This window comes from Paenibacillus sp. tmac-D7, from assembly GCF_006519665.1.
Lineage (GTDB): Bacteria > Bacillota > Bacilli > Paenibacillales > NBRC-103111 > Paenibacillus_G > Paenibacillus_G validus.
On the sequence record NZ_VIDW01000005.1, the window covers coordinates 36,473 to 53,958 of the forward strand.

Annotated in this window: 14 protein-coding genes and 1 pseudogene; 10 read left to right on the plus strand and 5 right to left on the minus strand. The window is 47.4% G+C overall.

From position 1 onward, the window contains the following. Positions 1 to 109: 109 nt before the first annotated feature. The 4 genes from FKP33_RS05180 to FKP33_RS05195 all read right to left on the minus strand — a co-directional run bounded on the left by FKP33_RS05180 (position 110) and on the right by FKP33_RS05195 (position 5,710). Positions 110 to 1,246, minus strand: a complete 1,137-nt coding sequence (locus FKP33_RS05180; RefSeq protein WP_141334082.1) for a Ger(x)C family spore germination protein — start codon at positions 1,244 to 1,246, stop codon at positions 110 to 112. Beyond that, entirely contained in the window at positions 1,243 to 2,769 is a 1,527-nt protein-coding gene (locus FKP33_RS05185; RefSeq protein ID WP_141334083.1) for a spore germination protein, read from the minus strand. The genes FKP33_RS05180 and FKP33_RS05185 overlap by 4 nt, the downstream gene beginning before the upstream one ends. A 2-nt stretch (positions 2,770 to 2,771) precedes the next feature. Further along, positions 2,772 to 3,845, minus strand: coding sequence for an endospore germination permease (locus FKP33_RS05190; protein WP_141334084.1), 1,074 nt, complete (start codon positions 3,843 to 3,845; stop codon positions 2,772 to 2,774). A gap of 353 nt (positions 3,846 to 4,198) precedes the next feature. Next, positions 4,199 to 5,710, minus strand: a complete 1,512-nt coding sequence (locus tag FKP33_RS05195) for a transposase (RefSeq protein WP_141334181.1) — start codon at positions 5,708 to 5,710, stop codon at positions 4,199 to 4,201. 203 nt (positions 5,711 to 5,913) lie between these two features. Here FKP33_RS05195 and FKP33_RS05200 point away from each other — a divergent pair, with 203 nt between their 5' ends. Genes FKP33_RS05200 through FKP33_RS27955 form a run of 4 tightly spaced genes read left to right on the plus strand, consistent with a single transcriptional unit; the run spans position 5,914 to position 8,459 of the window. Continuing rightward, positions 5,914 to 6,945 (plus strand): DJ-1/PfpI family protein, encoded by a 1,032-nt coding sequence (locus FKP33_RS05200; RefSeq protein ID WP_141334085.1) that lies wholly within the window; start codon positions 5,914 to 5,916, stop codon positions 6,943 to 6,945. Positions 6,946 to 6,997: 52 nt separating this feature from the next. Further along, positions 6,998 to 7,648, plus strand: a complete 651-nt coding sequence (locus FKP33_RS05205) for a DUF2306 domain-containing protein (protein ID WP_141334086.1) — start codon at positions 6,998 to 7,000, stop codon at positions 7,646 to 7,648. A gap of 2 nt (positions 7,649 to 7,650) precedes the next feature. After that, positions 7,651 to 8,034: a type 1 glutamine amidotransferase family protein gene (locus FKP33_RS27950; protein WP_306439335.1), complete on the plus strand. Its 384-nt coding sequence runs from the start codon at positions 7,651 to 7,653 to the stop codon at positions 8,032 to 8,034. 29 nt (positions 8,035 to 8,063) lie between these two features. Continuing rightward, positions 8,064 to 8,459, plus strand: coding sequence for a type 1 glutamine amidotransferase family protein (locus tag FKP33_RS27955; RefSeq protein WP_306439336.1), 396 nt, complete (start codon positions 8,064 to 8,066; stop codon positions 8,457 to 8,459). A gap of 237 nt (positions 8,460 to 8,696) precedes the next feature. On the opposite strand, the pseudogene FKP33_RS29015 reads toward FKP33_RS27955, so the two are convergent. Beyond that, a pseudogene (locus FKP33_RS29015) lies at positions 8,697 to 8,978 on the minus strand (IS110 family RNA-guided transposase); the annotation flags it as partial. 72 nt (positions 8,979 to 9,050) lie between these two features. On the opposite strand from FKP33_RS29015, the gene FKP33_RS05225 reads away from it, so the two are divergent. The 6 genes from FKP33_RS05225 to FKP33_RS05250 all read left to right on the plus strand — a co-directional run bounded on the left by FKP33_RS05225 (position 9,051) and on the right by FKP33_RS05250 (position 17,462). Further along, positions 9,051 to 9,611, plus strand: coding sequence for a cupin domain-containing protein (locus FKP33_RS05225; RefSeq protein ID WP_127606624.1), 561 nt, complete (start codon positions 9,051 to 9,053; stop codon positions 9,609 to 9,611). A gap of 568 nt (positions 9,612 to 10,179) precedes the next feature. Beyond that, positions 10,180 to 12,621 (plus strand): sensor histidine kinase, encoded by a 2,442-nt coding sequence (locus FKP33_RS05230; protein WP_141334087.1) that lies wholly within the window; start codon positions 10,180 to 10,182, stop codon positions 12,619 to 12,621. Between the two features lie 16 nt (positions 12,622 to 12,637). Further along, positions 12,638 to 13,285: a response regulator transcription factor gene (locus tag FKP33_RS05235; protein ID WP_141334088.1), complete on the plus strand. Its 648-nt coding sequence runs from the start codon at positions 12,638 to 12,640 to the stop codon at positions 13,283 to 13,285. 202 nt (positions 13,286 to 13,487) lie between these two features. Continuing rightward, complete coding sequence (locus FKP33_RS05240) at positions 13,488 to 14,180, plus strand: ABC transporter ATP-binding protein (RefSeq protein WP_054795715.1); 693 nt, start codon at positions 13,488 to 13,490, stop codon at positions 14,178 to 14,180. Beyond that, the gene (locus tag FKP33_RS05245) at positions 14,177 to 16,663 is read left to right on the plus strand and encodes an FtsX-like permease family protein (RefSeq protein ID WP_141334089.1); all 2,487 of its coding nucleotides are present in this window, start codon (positions 14,177 to 14,179) and stop codon (positions 16,661 to 16,663) included. The genes FKP33_RS05240 and FKP33_RS05245 overlap by 4 nt, the downstream gene beginning before the upstream one ends. Then, complete coding sequence (locus tag FKP33_RS05250; protein ID WP_127606634.1) at positions 16,656 to 17,462, plus strand: hypothetical protein; 807 nt, start codon at positions 16,656 to 16,658, stop codon at positions 17,460 to 17,462. Before FKP33_RS05245 ends, FKP33_RS05250 begins: the two co-directional genes overlap by 8 nt. The last annotated feature ends 24 nt before the right edge of the window (positions 17,463 to 17,486 follow it).

The window sequence follows — 17,486 nt, forward strand, 5'->3', positions numbered from 1 at the left end:
GTCAAGGAGGTTATAACTCAAATGAAACGGGCACCGGTCGCCCAATGCCCCATATAGGGGCAGTACCAGCGAAGCTGACACCACCCGCAAAGTAAATCACAACCAAATATCAAGGTGAAAGTTTATACCTGCCAGGGTATACGATTTGTACGTTAACGTTGATCGTTCGTAAGGAATCTTTGTTTAGTACAGTCCCAGATGCAATCCGTTTCCACGCATACGGATTCCTGCGAAAAAGAGATTCCCCTAGATTATAAATATCTATTCTCTTTTCAAACGCGGTTTGAAAGGTCTGCCTAATTTGATGCTCAATTTTTTTTTGAGCCAGTTGCGTGAGTTCTTGCTCCGTAACGTCTGCATGTAGCTCATTTACTCCGGCCTTCACCTTAACGGAAATATCGAAATATGCTTTGTCATATTTAACCCTTGGTTTGACGTCATATTCGGGTTTTTCTACGACGAGAACTGCAACAAGCTTGTTATCGGAAAACAAGTCAACGGGCAGTCGGATTGTGTGTTTATTCAGCCATGGCAATCCTTTTATTTCTTCGAGGCTCATGCGTGCGTAATATTTGTCCTTATCGTATATTTGTATGCCTGAATATCTAAGCATCTCATGCGGTTTTTGATTTTCCTTCCATTGATCCTTTCGAACAGATAATTCTGGTATGTAGCTTGTCTTCGCCTTTTCGTTTGAATCCATTACAAATTTTTGCAGGCGGATCGGAGCGAGGATAGAACGCTGCCGAAAATTCTGTTCGGGGTTATGTAGAATCGATGCTTTGGGCGATAATCTGAAAAATGGAGTCGCAATTAAGACCTCGTCAAGGGGATCGCGCGTACTGAACACCCAAGCTAAGTACCTTATCTCACGATATCGGTCGATCAGTTCCAACACTTCACCGACTTTTCGTTCCTTCAATAACCTTTCGCTAAAAAAGATTGCAGAGATTTGTCCCCAGTTTAACCTTTGTTGCGAAGTGCTGTATAAATCATTCGCTGCTTCTGTAAATGAGATACCTTTTCCTCTACCGATCCAGACCGGAGGCTGTTCCGCTTTCTGTTGTCCTTCCAGTTTTGCCACTGTCGAGAAATCGAGCAACTGCGCATAAATGATGTATTGGCTATCCGCATAATCAATTCCTACAGCAGTTACATAGTTCATGTTTTGCACTTCGTACCTGCTCCAACATCCGGTGAGAAAGAAGGAAAGCAGAAGAACTGCGGTAAATTTGTATGCGTTCATTTCTGCTTATCCCCTTGGCTTGTAGAATCGTGTGTATTTAGCATGGCTGGCCGAGTTTTCCTCCATCTCCATGGTAATCGGAACAAGGCATTGGCGAAGTCTTTATATGGGGGCGAAACCGGAGCCAGGTAAGGCAAACCGCATGAACGCAAAGAGGCTAAATGAGTTGCCACGATAAACAAAGCAAGTAAAAAACCATAGATCCCCAAGATGGCAGACAAAGCGAACATGAAGAAGCGCAAAATGCTTATTGTCCCAGTCAGTGACTGGTTGGATAAAGTCGAACCGAACACATGCGTAATTGCTCCTATGACAACAATGCTAGGGGATAAAAATCCTGCGCGTATGGCCGCATCCCCTAAGATGAGCCCTCCCACTACCGTAACTGTAGATCCTACCGCTGAAGGCAACCGAATACCGGCTTCCCGCAATATTTCCAAAAAGATGAGCGCGAGAAACATTTCCCCTGCCACGCCAAGAGGAATGCCTAATCGGTTGATGCCAATTGTTGCAAGAAGGTAATAGGGCAACTGATCCTGATGAAACGAAAGAATGGCAACCCAAAAACCGGGCAGCATGAGTGATACGGACAATCCGAGCAAACGAAGCGATTGTCCAAACGTAGCCGATAAAGCAGTAAAGTGGATGTCTTCCGGCGTTTTCAGGAGCAGGTACAAATTTGCTGGTGCGATCAATGCAGCCGGTGTACCATCCACAATCAGCGCTACACGTCCATTCATCATGCAGTTAACGGTAAAGTCTGGTCTTCCCGTATAGCCCATCAAAGGAAACAAAGCTTTGGCCGGTTCCATTAACTCTTCCAGTTGAGTGGCGCTGAATGCTCCGTCAATTTGAAGGCGATCCAATTTAGTCTTGATATCTTGGACGATTTTCGGATCAACAATGTCTTGCATATACAGAATTGCAATAGTTGTTTTTGTCCGGACACCTACTGTTTTCGTTTCGTATACCATGCTTGTTGACTTGATTCGTTTCCGAATTAACGCAACATTGACACCGAGCTCCTCCACAAAACAGTCTTTCGGCCCTCGAATGGAAACCTCAATATTGGATTCTTCAGGCTGGCGTGCCGGTTTTTTCGATATATCGAAGGAGAACAAAGAGGTTAGTGCCGGAATAAATATAAGCAGCTTTCCCTCAAAAATATCCGTTTCGGATTTCTGCTCCCACTCCTCGGGGGAAATGATCTCAAGATGTAATTGACACGACTCAAGCACTTCCTGATTCTTTTGAAAGCTATAATTTTCGTAAAACTGAGTCAAGCGAGGAAGTACTACATCGTGAATGAGTTGTTGGCTGTCACATAACCCATCGCAATACAGTAAGACGATCCTGGATTGATCGTCGCCAGTTTTTAATTTGTAAACATGATGCTTTACATCACAACACATCTGGAAATGTTGAAGAAGTGTTTGTTCATTAAGTGGTTGTGTATCAGGCGCCCCTTGTTGTGTCGACGATTTTATGTCCTTTGCCCATTTATTTCTGAAAAGCTTTATCATCTTCAATTGCTCCTTTTACTCCGTGTTGAGATTAAAATTCGCACGAAATATACGAACATGACCCCAATGGTAAAGACACAAAACGAAGGAAAGTAATATCGGCTGAGCAGTTCTTGAAAAATTATATCGCTGATTGGCAACAACGCAGCAACCAGCATGAATAAAGCGCCCAGAAACATAGGCAACCACTTATACTTTTGCAATTCCCACAATTCGCTTAAGAGTAACAGGGAAAGGGGAACTCGAATGTACATACCGGATAACCACTGGTAAATCGAGAAAAAATCAATATGCTCCACATACTCGCCCAGTCGAACCATTCTCCATTGTTCGAAAGCGGGGTATCGTTGGTGTGCCGCTTCATCAGGGCCGTACATGGTAATCGAGCCCATCAAAGGGCCGATCGTTAGCCCGGATAATATGATGCAAATAAGCATTAAACTTTTGAAACCTGGTTTGTTCGTTAACTTGTGCTGAAACAAAATCAGCAACGACAATTCCAACAATCCCCCAGCTACGTAGGGAATGCCTTTCCAAAGCGGAGATAACCCATTTTCGAGTAGAGGAAATAGCATGGTGTAGTCTTTAAACTGAAAGTTTGCAGTCATGACAAGGTCACCCAGAATAACAACAAAAGGCAACAATATCCCGCTTAAAATTGCAATGGTGCGAAGCCCTTGAAATGCCGCGAAGAAGCATCCGAAAAGCGTTGTTCCTGCGAGAACAAGCATTGGAGATTGAGGCATATAAGTTGCAATTGTCCATGTTATAGTGTCCTTAAAGGAAATGAGTCCCATAAGCCATACAAGTACACTGTATAGGACAATCAAGGTTGCCGAGAGAACCATTCCGAATTGTTGCTTTAACCAATCCCTAACATGCATTCCGTTCATGTTTTTTAGGATATAGCTCAGAATGCCAATCCAAATTGGCGAAGCGATTAATACAAGAAGTACTACAAGCCAGGCATCTCGCCCTGATGCACCGAGCAGTAACGGTATGATGATGACGTGGTTCAGCAAACCGACAGAAAGCATTATGATCATGTATGACTGTAAAACTGAAATTTTCGGCATCAACTCACCTTACCCTGTGAAATACTAAATGGAAGCAGTACCATTACTTTCCCCATCTTCTTCATCTTCATCCCAAATTACTCATTTCAGAAATTCCTTTCGATAAAGATCCAGCTTTGATTCGGGAATTAGAACTTCGCAGCATTTATTCCCATATTGTCTCATTAAGTATGCTTTGGTATACCGATTTTGACCATTTTAGGTAACTATAGAAGCTCGGATTAAATTGGGGGATTCGAGTCCGAACGAGGGGGATGAGCGCAAAAAATGAACGATTTCCAGAAAGTGAAGGTGGTTTTCATGAATGCGCATGCCAAAGAAGCCCAAGGATCTCCATTTTTTGAAACTGGGGCTTAAGCGGCAACCGATTCGTTAAGCCATTGCTGAATGGCAGGCAACTGTTTTTGTTTCTTTGCTTCTTCGAGCCAAGCGTCAGCGTGCTGACACATGGCGATCAGATAGACTCGAAGGTTCCAGTGACGTGAACTGCGACCGTGCGAAGTTTCTAATTTGTAATCCACCTTTTGGCGCTTGATGCAGCGCTCGACACTGGTTCGCAGCGCGTAACGTTTTCTCCATTCCTTGCTGTCGCGGCGGATGCGCGGAAATAGGCGCGGGTTATCCGTCGTGGATGTGTAAAACGTTCTTCCATAATCGGAAGTCGAGCAGGGTGTGGGACATTCCCACTTTCCGACTTTGGCGGGACAGCGCCATTTGATGCGCGGTCGCCCGGAGTCCCTGCCCCAGCAGACCATCTTGCGTCCGATAGGGCAAACGGGAACGCCATCGGTAGTGAGCTTCATTTCGTTATATACCAACTGCCCGGAGCGTCTGAGATTCAGGTCGATGATGGCGGAAACATCATCATGCTCCAGCATGGTATAGATCGGGAGGGCGTCGTGGGCGGAATCCAAGATCGCCTCTCCCACCTTCCGATCCGCGTACCAGTAGCGAAGTTCGCGGTAACCGCAAATCCACGATACGGCATCGTGTTGGCTGGCGCGAAACAATCGCGGATACACGGGTAGATCGTAGCTGCTATCCGCAGCGGTAAACATGTAGAGCGTGCGTCCGTAATAATACTTTTCACGGTAGCTGTCCCAGCCCCAGTCAGCATCGGGATCTGAAAATTTCCGTTTGCAGGTACATTTCCAGTTCCCCGACTTGCGGCAATCACAAAGGAATTTGCCAAAAGAACGCGCTCCGGTTTCAACCGGGGATCCGTCGCCGATGACGCGAAAAGCGTTCGTATCGCCAAGCAATCCTTTGGCCGCAGAAGGCAGGACAAACAGCGTTTGAAACAACTGCTGCAGCAGGTCGTGCTCCTTGGGAGCGTAATGGATCTTGTCCTCGCGCAGGATGCGGGAGACGAGTTTTTCCGTAGTCTTGGGATTTTTTGGCGCTTGTTTTTCGTTCTTTTTGCCTTTCTTTCGCGGCTTCTTCAAGCGGCGTTTGACACGCCCGGTTTTATGTGGAGTGGATGCCCGCCAAAGTCGGTGGAAAAAGTCGTAGAATGTCCCGACACCCGGCGATTCACCAGGGTTGAAGCCGCTGAGAATCGCATAAACCGGCGTCGTGCGAATGGCGACGACTCCCTTGTCAACGCTCAGCTCGAGCTTGGTCATCAGGAGCAAGCAGCGGAGCATGTCGGCGGGATCGTGAGGCTTGCGGCCTCTTGGCTTGGAGGAGTAAGTTGGTCGCAACAAGGAAGCGGCGGCGGACAGATCGATCGCCGTGATCCAGAAGATCAGGTCGCTGTAGTAGCGCTGCAAAAACAGCAGGGCTTCCGGTGAGTTGTACTCCTTTCGTAACAGTTCGCTGACAAAGGCGAGGTAGTCCTGATGAGAACGGGAAACATGCATCATTACAATCACCCAATTTTCTAAGAGATAGGCAAGGAAAATACCTTCTCGGCGATTATTGGGGCGATTTCAAAATGTCAAGGGGAAAGTTTGTTCGCACCCGCTATTTGGGGGTGAAACGAATAAAGGCCCTGGCCGTCAGGCCAGAGCTGATGCGGAACGATGAATTCCGAGAGACTTAAATGACTTTGGAGGGGGATTTATTTATGTTGACGGTTCAAATCGTGCTTTTTGATGGCTTCGACCTTTTGGATGCCATTGCACCCTACGAGGTTTTTTGCGCCGCTGCAATGAATGCAGAAAACGCATTAAGCGTAGAATTCGTCACCGCGGAAGGGCAAAGATCCGTGACTAGCGGCATCAACGGATTAAAAATTGAAGCGAGCGGCAGACTGAACCCGGAACGTGCGGACATCATTCTCGTGCCTGGCGCATCGGGTGACGTCGAAGGAGATGGCCCCGATTCGATCCCGGCTATTCTAGCTCGGGCAATGAATACAGAATTGACCGGTATGATTGGGCAGGCACTTGGGCAAAAAGACAACGTAGTCGCCACGGTATGCGGCGGCTCACTGTTGCTGGCCATGGGAGGGTTGCTAGAAGGCAGACCGGCGGTAACGAATCATCTAGGCATGGATTTACTTGGAGCAACCGGGGCCATTCCCGTCTCAGCACGCGTAGTGGACGACGGCAACTTGGTTACCTGCGGCGGCGTAACTTCGGGACTCGATGTAGCTCTGTATCTGCTGGAACGTGAACTTGGACCACGTATCGCACACGTGGTAGAACGGTTGTTCGAATTTGAACGGAGGGGAACGGTTTGGCGAGAAACAGGAATTGCGCCTAGCACTTATAAGTCCTTGACGGGTGCCGAACTGAACATCGCGGCGAACAAAGCGGCGATGACTTACGGCACCCTGCATGAAATCACACAGGCATCTGTCTTCGACGGGGATTGGGATACGACAATCGCTACGCCGGTTGGGAAATTGCAAGTCAAGCTCTCAATATCAACAAGTAATGGGACGATCCAAGGCAAGGCAACACAAGGGGATGAGACGGTCGAGTTTTTGAACCCCGTACTTCAGGACAACAAGCTTACCTGGTCGCTGCGAATTACGAAACCAATGCGCTTAAATCTGAAATTCGAAGTTGCCGCCGACGGGGATCACATGACTGGAATCGCCAAGGCCGGCGTGCTGCCGGCATCCAAATTAACTGGCAAACGGGCTTCCTAACCAAGAATTGTCTATTGTTAATAAATAAGGCGCCGCGGGGGGTTTGGATCTCATGAAGAAAGGGAAAACATTATACGGACTTTTGGCCTGTGTCACTATTCTATTTATCCTTTCCGCCTTGGTGGACAATTATATTATCGACCCCGGGGCCGAGGGATTTTTGAGCGAGAAAACCGGACTTAAGCGTGAGCTTAATCTCCCGGTCTGGTTAAACGTTATGTACGTTCATGTTGCATTTGCCTGCATCGCCAAGGCGTCCGGGCTACTCAACTTTTATAATCGTATCTTTGAAAAAAGCCGCAAGTTCCATCGCATTAACGGCTATGTTTATTTAGTGTCCGTACTTCTTGTCGTGCTGACTTCCGGATACATGGCTCCTTACGCAACCGGAGGAAAAATAAGCAGTATGGGGTTCAATGCGCTAAATATTATATGGCCGGTTATAACCATTGTGGCGTTCGTTCAAATCAAAAAGAAACGGATCATCCGGCACCGGAACTGGATGATCCGAAGTTACGCCTTTTGTTTTACGAACATGTTGATTCATCTCATCACCTCCCTTTTTCATCAGGGATTCGGTCTGGTTTACGCTACCAGCTATACAATTGGCGTTTACGGCTCCATTGTGCTGCTGCTCGTTATTCCTGAGGTGATCATCAGAACTATCGGTAGAGGTTGTGGTTCCCCAAAAGGAATGGTATAAGGATGAAAAAATTTTTCGGATTACTCATGTCGTTTGTTCTAGTTCTAAGTCTAGTTTCCTCTGCCGTAAGTGCGAAACCAAAAGAGAAAAATGATATATTCGAGGACAAAAGTATGCATGTTCAAATCGTATTATTCGATGGTTTCGATCTACTGGACGCATTAGCGCCATATGAAGTATTCGCTGCCGCGGGAATGTACTCAGGAGGGGCAGTTACTGTGGAATTGGTATCCGCAGAGGGTAAGCGTTCAGTCCCGAGCGGTATGAATGGGCCCGCCCTCGAAGCGCAAGCCGCATTAGACCCAAATCGTTCGGGAATTATTTTGGTGCCTGGAGCTCGGGTAAACCGGCGGGAAATTCGGAAGATGCCATTGCGAATATATTAAGGCAGGCCAACGAGACAGGCTTGCCGGATATGATGAAACGAGCTTTCGAAAATAAGAATATCACTGTGGCTACAGTATGTGGAGGTTCATTGCTGCTTGCTATGGATGGTTTGTTGAAAGATAGACATGCAGTTACCAATCAAATAGGCATGGCTGCGTTAGGAGCTCTCGGTGCAATTCCGGTGAATGCAAGAGTCGTTGAAGATGGTCCTCGCTTCGTGAGCGGGGGAGGCGTGACTTCGGGACTTGACGTGGCCTTGTATTTGGTTGAGCGTGAGTTAGGGCCCCAAATTGCTAATGCCGTAGAAAGATTATTCGAGTACGAGCGAAGAGGCACGGTGTGGCACGCGGAAGGCATTGCGCCGATCGACTTTAAGACGAGTCAAAAAGCGTCTAAAGAAGAACAACCGGCTGTAGTTCCCTGAGTAATGCCGAAAAGTGAGGAATCGAAAAGTGCTCAAATCATTGAGGCTCGTGTATCGCCTCATACGCTCCGACACTCCATGCTAAGTTCTATATTTTAAACGGACGGGATATTTTTCACGTATAACAAATATTAGGACACTCGGCGCTTGATATGGTTCGTCACTGTGTAGAATTATTTGGGACAGACCTCATGGAGCATCATCAAAAGTATAGTCCCGTTGAAAATATGAAGAAAGTTGATGCGAGCTCATGTTACCCCGGAGCGCAAGCTCGAGTTCTTCTTTCTTTTTCTTCATTGTTCGGCGTGCGAAGCCGGCAAGTTTCTCCGGATCAGTCTCGCCGTCGACCATGGCCTCAAGCATGTCCCTACTGGAGAGCCCCATAATGTCCGAGACGACGGAAGCCAGCTTCATGTTGGCGCCTTCGAGAACTTTTTGAACGCGGTTATGTTCGCGAGATCGTTCTTGAATCAGACTTCGACGGTAACGGACCAGTTCTCTCAATTCGCGTTGATTGCGAAATAAAAGCACATTCCCAAGCCATAGTGAATAGCATATTTTATATTTCTGTGAAGGGAATGAGCAAACAAAATGTACTACGCTGGGTATATGTATCCATATCCATACTACGTTAACGTCCCAATGTATAGCTATGTAAGACAGCCTGTGTACTGGGCGATTCCACAAGAAATAGAGCATACAAACCTATTTGGTCATCGGCAGTCATCAGATATGGAAAGTAGAATTGAGTTAAAAGATTTTGGAAGAGCACCATTTGTTGTGAATATTAACGAGGCTACAAAGCAAAACAGTACATTTCGCACTGCCATATGGACAGGAAATAACTTACAAGTTACTGTGATGAGTATCCAAGTTGGAGAAGACATCGGTTTAGAAGTTCACCCCACAGTTGACCAATTCTTGCGTATTGAAGAGGGGCAAGGTATAGTTCGCATGGGTGATACTAAAGATAATTTAAATTTTGAAAAAAGAGTTTATGATGATTTTGCAATCATGGTACCTGCTGGTAAATGGCACAATTTAATAAATACGGGCAATAAGCCACTTAAACTTTATTCTATTTATGCCCCGCCTCAGCATCCATTTGGTACGGTTCATAAAACGAAAGCAGACGCAATGGCTGCCGAGTAAAACCATATACTTGCAGGCATTCTCCGTAAAGATAATAAGGTACTGTTAGTAATTGAACTCACATAGTCGTATATATATTTTGTGCAGTGACCTCTCAGGGAACAACCGCCCGGAATAAGTTTAGAGCCAGCAGGTATTCCCTCCTGGACTCTTTAACAGAAATGAGGCGCTCCATGTTCTTGGCACTGCACGCTTGATGATTATTTAACCTGTCGAAAAGACAGGTTTTTTTGCGTAGAAACAAAGAACTTAACAGAGGCCCTTGTCTTTTACCCCTTCTATGCTGGAATAGATATTGGTTCTTGATTTTCAGGTCGCTGCTTGCATTCCATTTGAAAAGTTCCGCAGTGATAAGGAATGGAAGCGCAGCAAGACAATGAAGTTTAACTCGGATAGCCAAGGAATTAAAAAGTTTATCCACGCTTTAGAAGATATTCTTTATCTAGCCGCATAATTTGCGGGCATTCCCTATTTTTTTGCGCGGTAAACGGTGGAGAAATCATTTATAATGAGCTCAGGTGAAATGTGAAGGATACTTATGACAGCGGTTAATAAGGAGAAAGTAACCATGGGAAAATATCAGGACGTAATCAGGGGGGCTCAGCAATTGCTGCTGAACTTGCCGGATCCCATCTATATTATTGATCTTGAAGATCGTGTCCTTTGGGGCAATCAGGTTTTTGAGAACAGGTTTGGCTTTTCCGATGCGCCAATGTACCATAACAACATCATCCACCCTGATGGGACTGGAATAAACCCGAATGTCATTGTGACACCTATTTTGAATGATGACAATCTCCCGATTGCCTACACGGTCTTATTAAAAGAGGCAAGGGGAGGAGAGCGGATGGAGTTCGAGGCGGAGGAACGGGAAGAAAGATACCGGATTATTGCGGAGAATACATCGGATACGATTGTTCTGGTCGACAATCAAGCCATTGTTCGTTACGTGTCCCCATCCATGACCTCGTTATCCGGTTACAACAATGATGAATATGAAGGGATGGATGCGTTCGATATTATTCATCCGGAAGACCGCGACCGTGTGCGATTCAACTATTGGAATGTTCTACAATCGAAACAGCCGGTGAATTTGGAGTACCGGGTCATACATGCGGAGGGCCATACGATACACATAGAAGCCCGGGTAAAGCCCGTGTTGGACGGCAAAGGTGATGTCAAGTATGTTGTCGCTGTTGCAAGGGATGTCTCGGAGCGTAAAAAGACGGAGCAGCTGCTGGAGAACATACTGGATAATGTAAACGCTGCGGTTTGGTCAACCGATAAAGATTTTACCCGCTATACGTTCTGTTCCGAAAGTATGGAGAAGATTTCCGGAATACCGAGGAGTGAATTCATCGATAATCCGATTCGTTTACATGATCATATTCACCCCGCGGATAATGCTGTTCTAATGGGAGAAGTGAAAAGGAAGCTGGATATGGGGTTGCCGGTTCGCCAAGCGTTTCGATTCATCCATGTGGAGGGAGAAACGAGGTGGGGAAGACTGATCATCCATCCTTGGCTGGACCATACGGGAGCAGTAGAACGGTTGGACGGTATCATTCTGGATATTACTGAAAAAATGCGTTCGGAGCTGGCATTGGAAGAGAGCGAACAAAGGTATAAGTCTTTATTCGAAAACAATTTGGACGGGGTCTTTTCTATTGAGCTGAACCGATTTTATTTTGTCAATGCCAACCGTGCTTTCGAACTGATTACCGGCATGGAGTTATCCCAGCTGACAGATCGTTGCTTTATGGGAATGATTTTTGATGAAGACCATCCGCTGGTATACGAAACGCTTCTCGAGGTGATGCAGCAGGGGATGCCCAGGGATATTGAATGCCGCCTCCATAACGCGAAGCAAGGTGAGAAAATTGTAAGTATCACGTTCGTGCCTATCTTCCTTTCGGGGAACTTAAATGGTATTCATGGTATTGTAAAGGATATTACGAAGCGAAAAACAGAGGAGAGGGAGTTAATCAAAAGGGAGGAAAGGTATAAATTCCTCCAGCAAAGCTTAAATGGGCTCTCGAATGATCTGGCCAACGTCATGAAAGTATCCGAGCTAGAGAATCGGCTCATCGATGAGGTAAGGACAGTGCTGCAAGTCACTGCTGTTTCCATCGAGGAAGTGCCGAGGGGGCAGGAAGCTGCCATCATGAGTCCGCATGATGCCTGGATTAAAATCGGCGAGAAGCAACAGCCGGTCTATTTACGAATCGCAATGGAGCATCCCTTGCTTAGGATTGAGGAAGAATGGCTTGAGACGGCTGTTCACTATGTCACCATCCTTTACGATAACCTTCACTTGATTGAAGACCTCATGAAGCGGCTTGAGGACTTGGTAACGACCAACGAAACACCTAAATGGATGCTTAGACTGTTATTTAAACTATCGGAAAAAGAACGATCCTCGCTATCCAGCGACTTGCACGATTCGGTGCTTCAGGATTTAATTATTTGGTATCGCAGGCTGGAATCGTTACGTTCTACCGGAGCCTTCGAGAAGGAAGTACATCGTGAGTTGATGCAGATTGAAGAGGGTCTATTAGATGCCATTCATCAGATCCGAATTACTTGCAACGAGCTGCGGCCGCCGTTCCTGCTAAAGATGGGACTGGTCGAATCGTTAAAAAGTCTCTTTGAGTATACGAGGATGTTCTCCAATTATGAGATTGAATTCACGGCTGATCCGTTGAATGTTTCACTGAACGAGGAGCAAATTCTCGGAATGTACCGAATCGTTCAGGAATTACTGAACAATGCTTCCAAACACTCCAAGGCCAATAAGATAACGATGTCGCTGATCAGCCGTGCAGATCATGTTCATTTTTCTTATTCCGATGATGGGGTCGGGATGGATTTATCCGCTTTCGAGGGCTCATTTCAGCATATGGGGATTGCCGGGATAGAAAAAAGGGTGCTTAGCTTGGAAGGGAAAGTGGAATTTCAGTCAGCCCCGCAGCAAGGTTTTCACGTAACGATTCATTTTCCAAAAATTTAGCTTAAAGGTGAACGATATGGAGATCTTATTGGTTGACGATCATCGTTCGGTTGTTGAGGGAACGAAAATGCTGATCGAGTCCGAGCCGAACATGAATGTCACGATTGAAACCGATGTGTATGGCGTGCCTGACTTGGTTCGTCTCAAAAAATTTGATGTGATGCTGTTCGATTTATACATGCCGAATATGAACGGCGCCGATTTGACGCGTAAAGTTCTGGAGTATGTTCCTGATGCCGTCATCCTCATTTATTCAGGCTTTGAAATCGCTCCGCACTTCAATTTGCTCATGGAATCAGGCGTTTCCGGTTTCATTGCCAAAACATCCACCCGGGAACAGCTCATCCAAGCCATTCGCTGCGCGGCAAGGAAAGAGGCCATTGTCCCTATGCAGCTGCTTAAGCAGCTGAGGCGTCAGGAGATTATTGTGCAAGGGGAGACGGGTCATGATGAAACCACGATCACCCAAGAAGAAGATAAGCTGCTTCGGGAATTGGCTAAAGGCAAGAGCAACAAAGAGATATCCAAAACGTTGATGATCAGCCAGCGCTCATTGGAATATAGTTTGACGGAGCTTTTCCAAAAGCTGCATGCCAGCTCGCGCGTGGAGGTCATTAAGAAGGCAAAAAGTTTGGGGATTCTTCCAACAGAGGATTTATACTAATTTTATACGAACGATGATTGAAGGCCGGTCAAAGACCGGTCTTTTGTTTTGTGGAAAAGAGGGCTCATGTTTTGCGCGGAATCCGCAAAATTTTGCGGGGATGCTTGCATCGTTTGCGCGTTGGCCATTCATTACCTGTATTATGATGGTCTCATACCAAGCAAGGGTACTCATTCTCAGACCATTAGGAGGACGACAAACGATGATCAAACTAGAGAAAGTGTCCAAAGTGTTTACTTTGGAATCGGGCAGCTTCACAGCTTTAAAGCAGAATGATATTCACATTAAGAAAGGGGAATTTATTGCCATCATGGGTCCCAGCGGCTCGGGTAAGAGTACACTGCTGCAATTGATCGGAGGCCTGGACCTTCCGACCTCCGGCACCATCACTGTCGATGGGGTCAGGCTGGATCAGTTGAACGAGAAAGATAGAACCTTGTTTCGCCGGACGAAAGTGGGCTTCGTATTTCAAAACTACCAGCTGCTTCCCATGATGACTGTCGCGGAGAATATCGCGCTCTCTCTAGCGGCGAATAAAACGCCGAAAGCGGAAATCGATTCGATCGTCAACCGTTTGATCCGCGAGGTCAATTTAGAAGGGAAAGCATCGAACTTTCCATCACAGCTGAGCGGCGGACAGCAGCAGCGCGTGGCGATCGCAAGAGCGCTTGCGATGAAGCCGGGCCTGATCCTGGCGGACGAACCTACGGGGAATTTAGATCGGAAAAACGGTCAGGATGTGCTGCAGCTGCTGTCCCGATTGAGTAAAGAAGAGCGGATTACCGTTGTCATGGTCACACACGACCGGCATGCAGCGAAAACGGCGGACCGGGTCATCATGCTCCGGGACGGAGAAGTGGTCCAAGGCGAATGGGAAGGGGCGGAATTTCATTGAATCTCTGGCAAATTGCATGGCGTAATTTAATGCGCCGAAAGCTTCGAACGCTGTTGACGGTCATGTCGATTGTCATCGGGGTCGCTTCTACGTTCGGGGTCATCGCCTCCGTCGATTCCGCGAAGAAGGCGTTTCCCCTCTACCTGAAAGCGGCCTTCGGCAAAGCGGACTATTCGATTTTCGGGACCGAAGCTTATTTCTCGGAAGAAGTGTTTAGAGAAGTTCAGAAACTTGGGGACACGGCTTCGGTCGCCGTACTCAAACAAAATACAAAGCTGTATTTAGAAGAAGAGGGAATAACCGCTATTCAAAAAAGAGTCGATCTGAGCGGATACAGCCATTTGGACACACCGCTTACGAATTTTAAAACGATCAAGGGAAGCTTGGTTGCAGGCGGCGCCATCATCACGGATCGAACGGCGAAGGTGTGGAAAGCCGATGTGGGCGATACGATTTCTCTGGAAACAGACAAGGGAATCAGGAAGATCGAAATATCCGCCATCGTCAAGTATACGGCTGAATTGATGGGACCATCCAGTTGGACGATGGCCAAGTATCATCCATGGTCGGTAGCCGTCCCGCTCCCCGTCCTGCAGGATTGGTTCGGATTGTCCGGAAAGATCGAGAGCGTACAAATTATGTCCCTCCCCGGACCCGATGTTATGGCCGTGCAGCAGAAGATCGATGAACTGGCAAAGCGCTACGAGAATATCTATATGCAGCCTGTCGTCATCGATTTCAATTCCCAATTCAAAGATGCGGATACGTTCTTTCTCGCGTTATATATCGCCGGATGCCTTGGAATTGCATTAAGCGCCTTTGTCATATTCAATTCCCTGTACGTGAGCATTAATGAGCGAAAGAAAGAGTTTGCCGCGCTGAAGACGATTGGATATACGCCCGAGCAGCTGCGAGCTTTTGTTCTGTTCGAGGTGCTCCTGCTTTCCTTGATTGGAACAGCGGCAGGTTTGTTCATCGGGTATGGACTCGCATATCTTTTAAAGAACATCATCTTTATGTTGTTCAATGTCCATGACGAAGGAAGCATGGAGCTCTCAAAGGGGTTTGTTATATCCATCATTGCGGGCGTGTTGGTGCCGATTGCCGCCTCCCTGTACCCGATCCGCCAAGCCGGTCGAGTGAGCGTCATCGCGGTGTTAAAGGAAAATCGGTCGGAGAAGGCTTCCCTCAATAAATGGCAAGGCATCATCGGCGTGCTTCTGATTCTGTCGAGCTTTTTTATCAAGCATTTGCTTCTGATCCTGCCATTGTTGATCGGCGTTGCGCTAGTCTTCCCCTACCTGTTCCGAATGTTCATTGTCTTGTTAAGGCCGGTCTATCGTCTCCTGTTCGGGTTTAGCGGCGAAGTGGCGACGCGCAATCTTACCCGGAATCTGGGTCGTACGTCGATGACCTCGGTGATCCTTTGTTTGGGGATCGCGATGATTCTCTTGATGAGCTCATTGAACTCCGCCCTCATCCAGACTTACGAAAGAGTCATTTATTCTTCCTACGGCGGAAATCTGGATATTATGTTTCATCACATCGAACAGACGGATTTGGAGTCGTTAAAGAAGACCGAAGGCGTGGCTGATGCGGTAACCTACCCTTTGCAATCCGTTATCTGGAATCTGCAGGGCCAAAAACGCAAACTCCCTGTTTACGGCGTCGGGGCGGAGTGGATCGATCGTTTCCCGCTGTTCGCGGTTTCGGGGACATCGCACAGCGGGCTCATCAACGATCTGGATAAAGATGAGATCATTATGGATAAGATTTCTTACGGGATATGGGGCGGCCAAATCGGAGAGAGCATCTCGCTGGAGACGCTTCAAGGCCCGGTATCCTTCAAAGTGGTTGCGGTTGTCGAGACGATGAAGAATAGCGGTTATGGAGCGTTTGTGAGCGAAGACCGCTTCCGGGACCGCTTCGGGCTCAAATATGAAAGAAATGCCCTTGTTCTTAAGGACGAGAACATCACGCCGCTGCAATTAAGGGAAAATATTTTCAACCAATTCGGGGTAAGGATCGAGGAAATGTTCGGACCGGAAGACTGGGTGTCGGTAATTGGCGCAACCTATACCGGTTCATTCAGCGTCATCAACTTCCTTGTGATTCTGTCGATCTTGATCTCGGGAATCGGCATCACGAATACGCTGATGATGAACATTATGGAGCGTGTTCGGGAACTGGCCATGATGCGCGCGGTTGGGGTAATGCGCGGCCAATTGATCCGCATGGTTTTATTGGAGGGTTTCGGCATCGGGCTGGCCGCTACGGTGATCGGCTGCGCATTTGGAATTCTGCTGATATTCATCACTTCAACGTTCCTGGAAATCCATTCATTAACCTATCAATTCGGAGTTTCCGGGACCATCCTGCTCATCATCGGCTTGTTCGGGATCTTCATTAGTTTGATATCCAGTTTCACACCGGCATCCAGAGCCGCAAAAACCAGCTTAAGCGAGGCGCTTCGATATGAGTAAACGCATCCTGCTCCTATTATTAATGTCTGTACTGCTTACGGCTTGCGGGCCGGAACCGTCATGGGAGAACGAGAACGTGTCCGTTGCAAGCAATCGAATAATGGCAGACAACGTCAAAGCGGTATGGACCCTTGACGACGGGAAAGCTTCCGAGGCCGGGAAAGGGACGCTGATTCGGATCGAAATCAAGAAGGACGACGGCGAGCGGATCGACAAATTCGAGCTCAATCACGAGAAGCTGCTGCATCTGATCGTGATCGGCAAAGATTTAGCTTATTTCAATCACATTCATCCCGAGTACAAAGGCGACGGGGTATTCGAGATCGAGAATGACTTCCCCGCGGGCGGGGAATATCGTCTGATTGCCGATTTTAAGCCTGCCGGCGGCGATTCGATGACGAAAATGGAATGGGTTCGGATCGAAGGGAAGCGTGCCGAACCGGTACCGGTCGTGCCGGATGCGAGTTTGGAGAAAATCGTCGACGGGAAACGGGTAACCTTATCCATTGACCAACTGGAACCTAAAAAAGAGTCGAAGCTTACCTTTACTCTCGCGGATGAACAAACGAATCAGCCGATTACCGACCTTGAGCCCTATTTAGGGGCGATCGGGCATGTCGTGATCTTGTCGGAGGACGGCGAGCGGTATGTACATGTCCATGCCGATGAAGGGCAGGCAACGGGACCGGATGCTTACTTCGAGACGACGTTTCCGCGGAGCGGGGTCTATAAGGTATGGGGGCAATTTCAAAGGGACAATCAAGTGTTTACGGTATCCTTTGTCGTGAAAGTGCCGTAAGAGGCCGCTGTCCGGCAGCCGCGA

Coding starts and splice junctions, on each gene's coding strand:
- FKP33_RS05225 (WP_127606624.1), top strand. CDS start 9,051: ATGTACTACGCTGGGTATATGTATCCATATCCATACTACGTTAACGTC.
- FKP33_RS27950 (WP_306439335.1), top strand. CDS start 7,651: ATGAAAAAATTTTTCGGATTACTCATGTCGTTTGTTCTAGTTCTAAGT.
- FKP33_RS05200 (WP_141334085.1), top strand. CDS start 5,914: ATGTTGACGGTTCAAATCGTGCTTTTTGATGGCTTCGACCTTTTGGAT.
- FKP33_RS05190 (WP_141334084.1), bottom strand. CDS start 3,845: ATGCCGAAAATTTCAGTTTTACAGTCATACATGATCATAATGCTTTCT.
- FKP33_RS05185 (WP_141334083.1), bottom strand. CDS start 2,769: ATGATAAAGCTTTTCAGAAATAAATGGGCAAAGGACATAAAATCGTCG.
- FKP33_RS05180 (WP_141334082.1), bottom strand. CDS start 1,246: ATGAACGCATACAAATTTACCGCAGTTCTTCTGCTTTCCTTCTTTCTC.
- FKP33_RS05235 (WP_141334088.1), top strand. CDS start 12,638: ATGGAGATCTTATTGGTTGACGATCATCGTTCGGTTGTTGAGGGAACG.
- FKP33_RS05230 (WP_141334087.1), top strand. CDS start 10,180: ATGGGAAAATATCAGGACGTAATCAGGGGGGCTCAGCAATTGCTGCTG.
- FKP33_RS05195 (WP_141334181.1), bottom strand. CDS start 5,710: ATGATGCATGTTTCCCGTTCTCATCAGGACTACCTCGCCTTTGTCAGC.
- FKP33_RS05240 (WP_054795715.1), top strand. CDS start 13,488: ATGATCAAACTAGAGAAAGTGTCCAAAGTGTTTACTTTGGAATCGGGC.
- FKP33_RS05250 (WP_127606634.1), top strand. CDS start 16,656: ATGAGTAAACGCATCCTGCTCCTATTATTAATGTCTGTACTGCTTACG.
- FKP33_RS27955 (WP_306439336.1), top strand. CDS start 8,064: ATGATGAAACGAGCTTTCGAAAATAAGAATATCACTGTGGCTACAGTA.
- FKP33_RS05205 (WP_141334086.1), top strand. CDS start 6,998: ATGAAGAAAGGGAAAACATTATACGGACTTTTGGCCTGTGTCACTATT.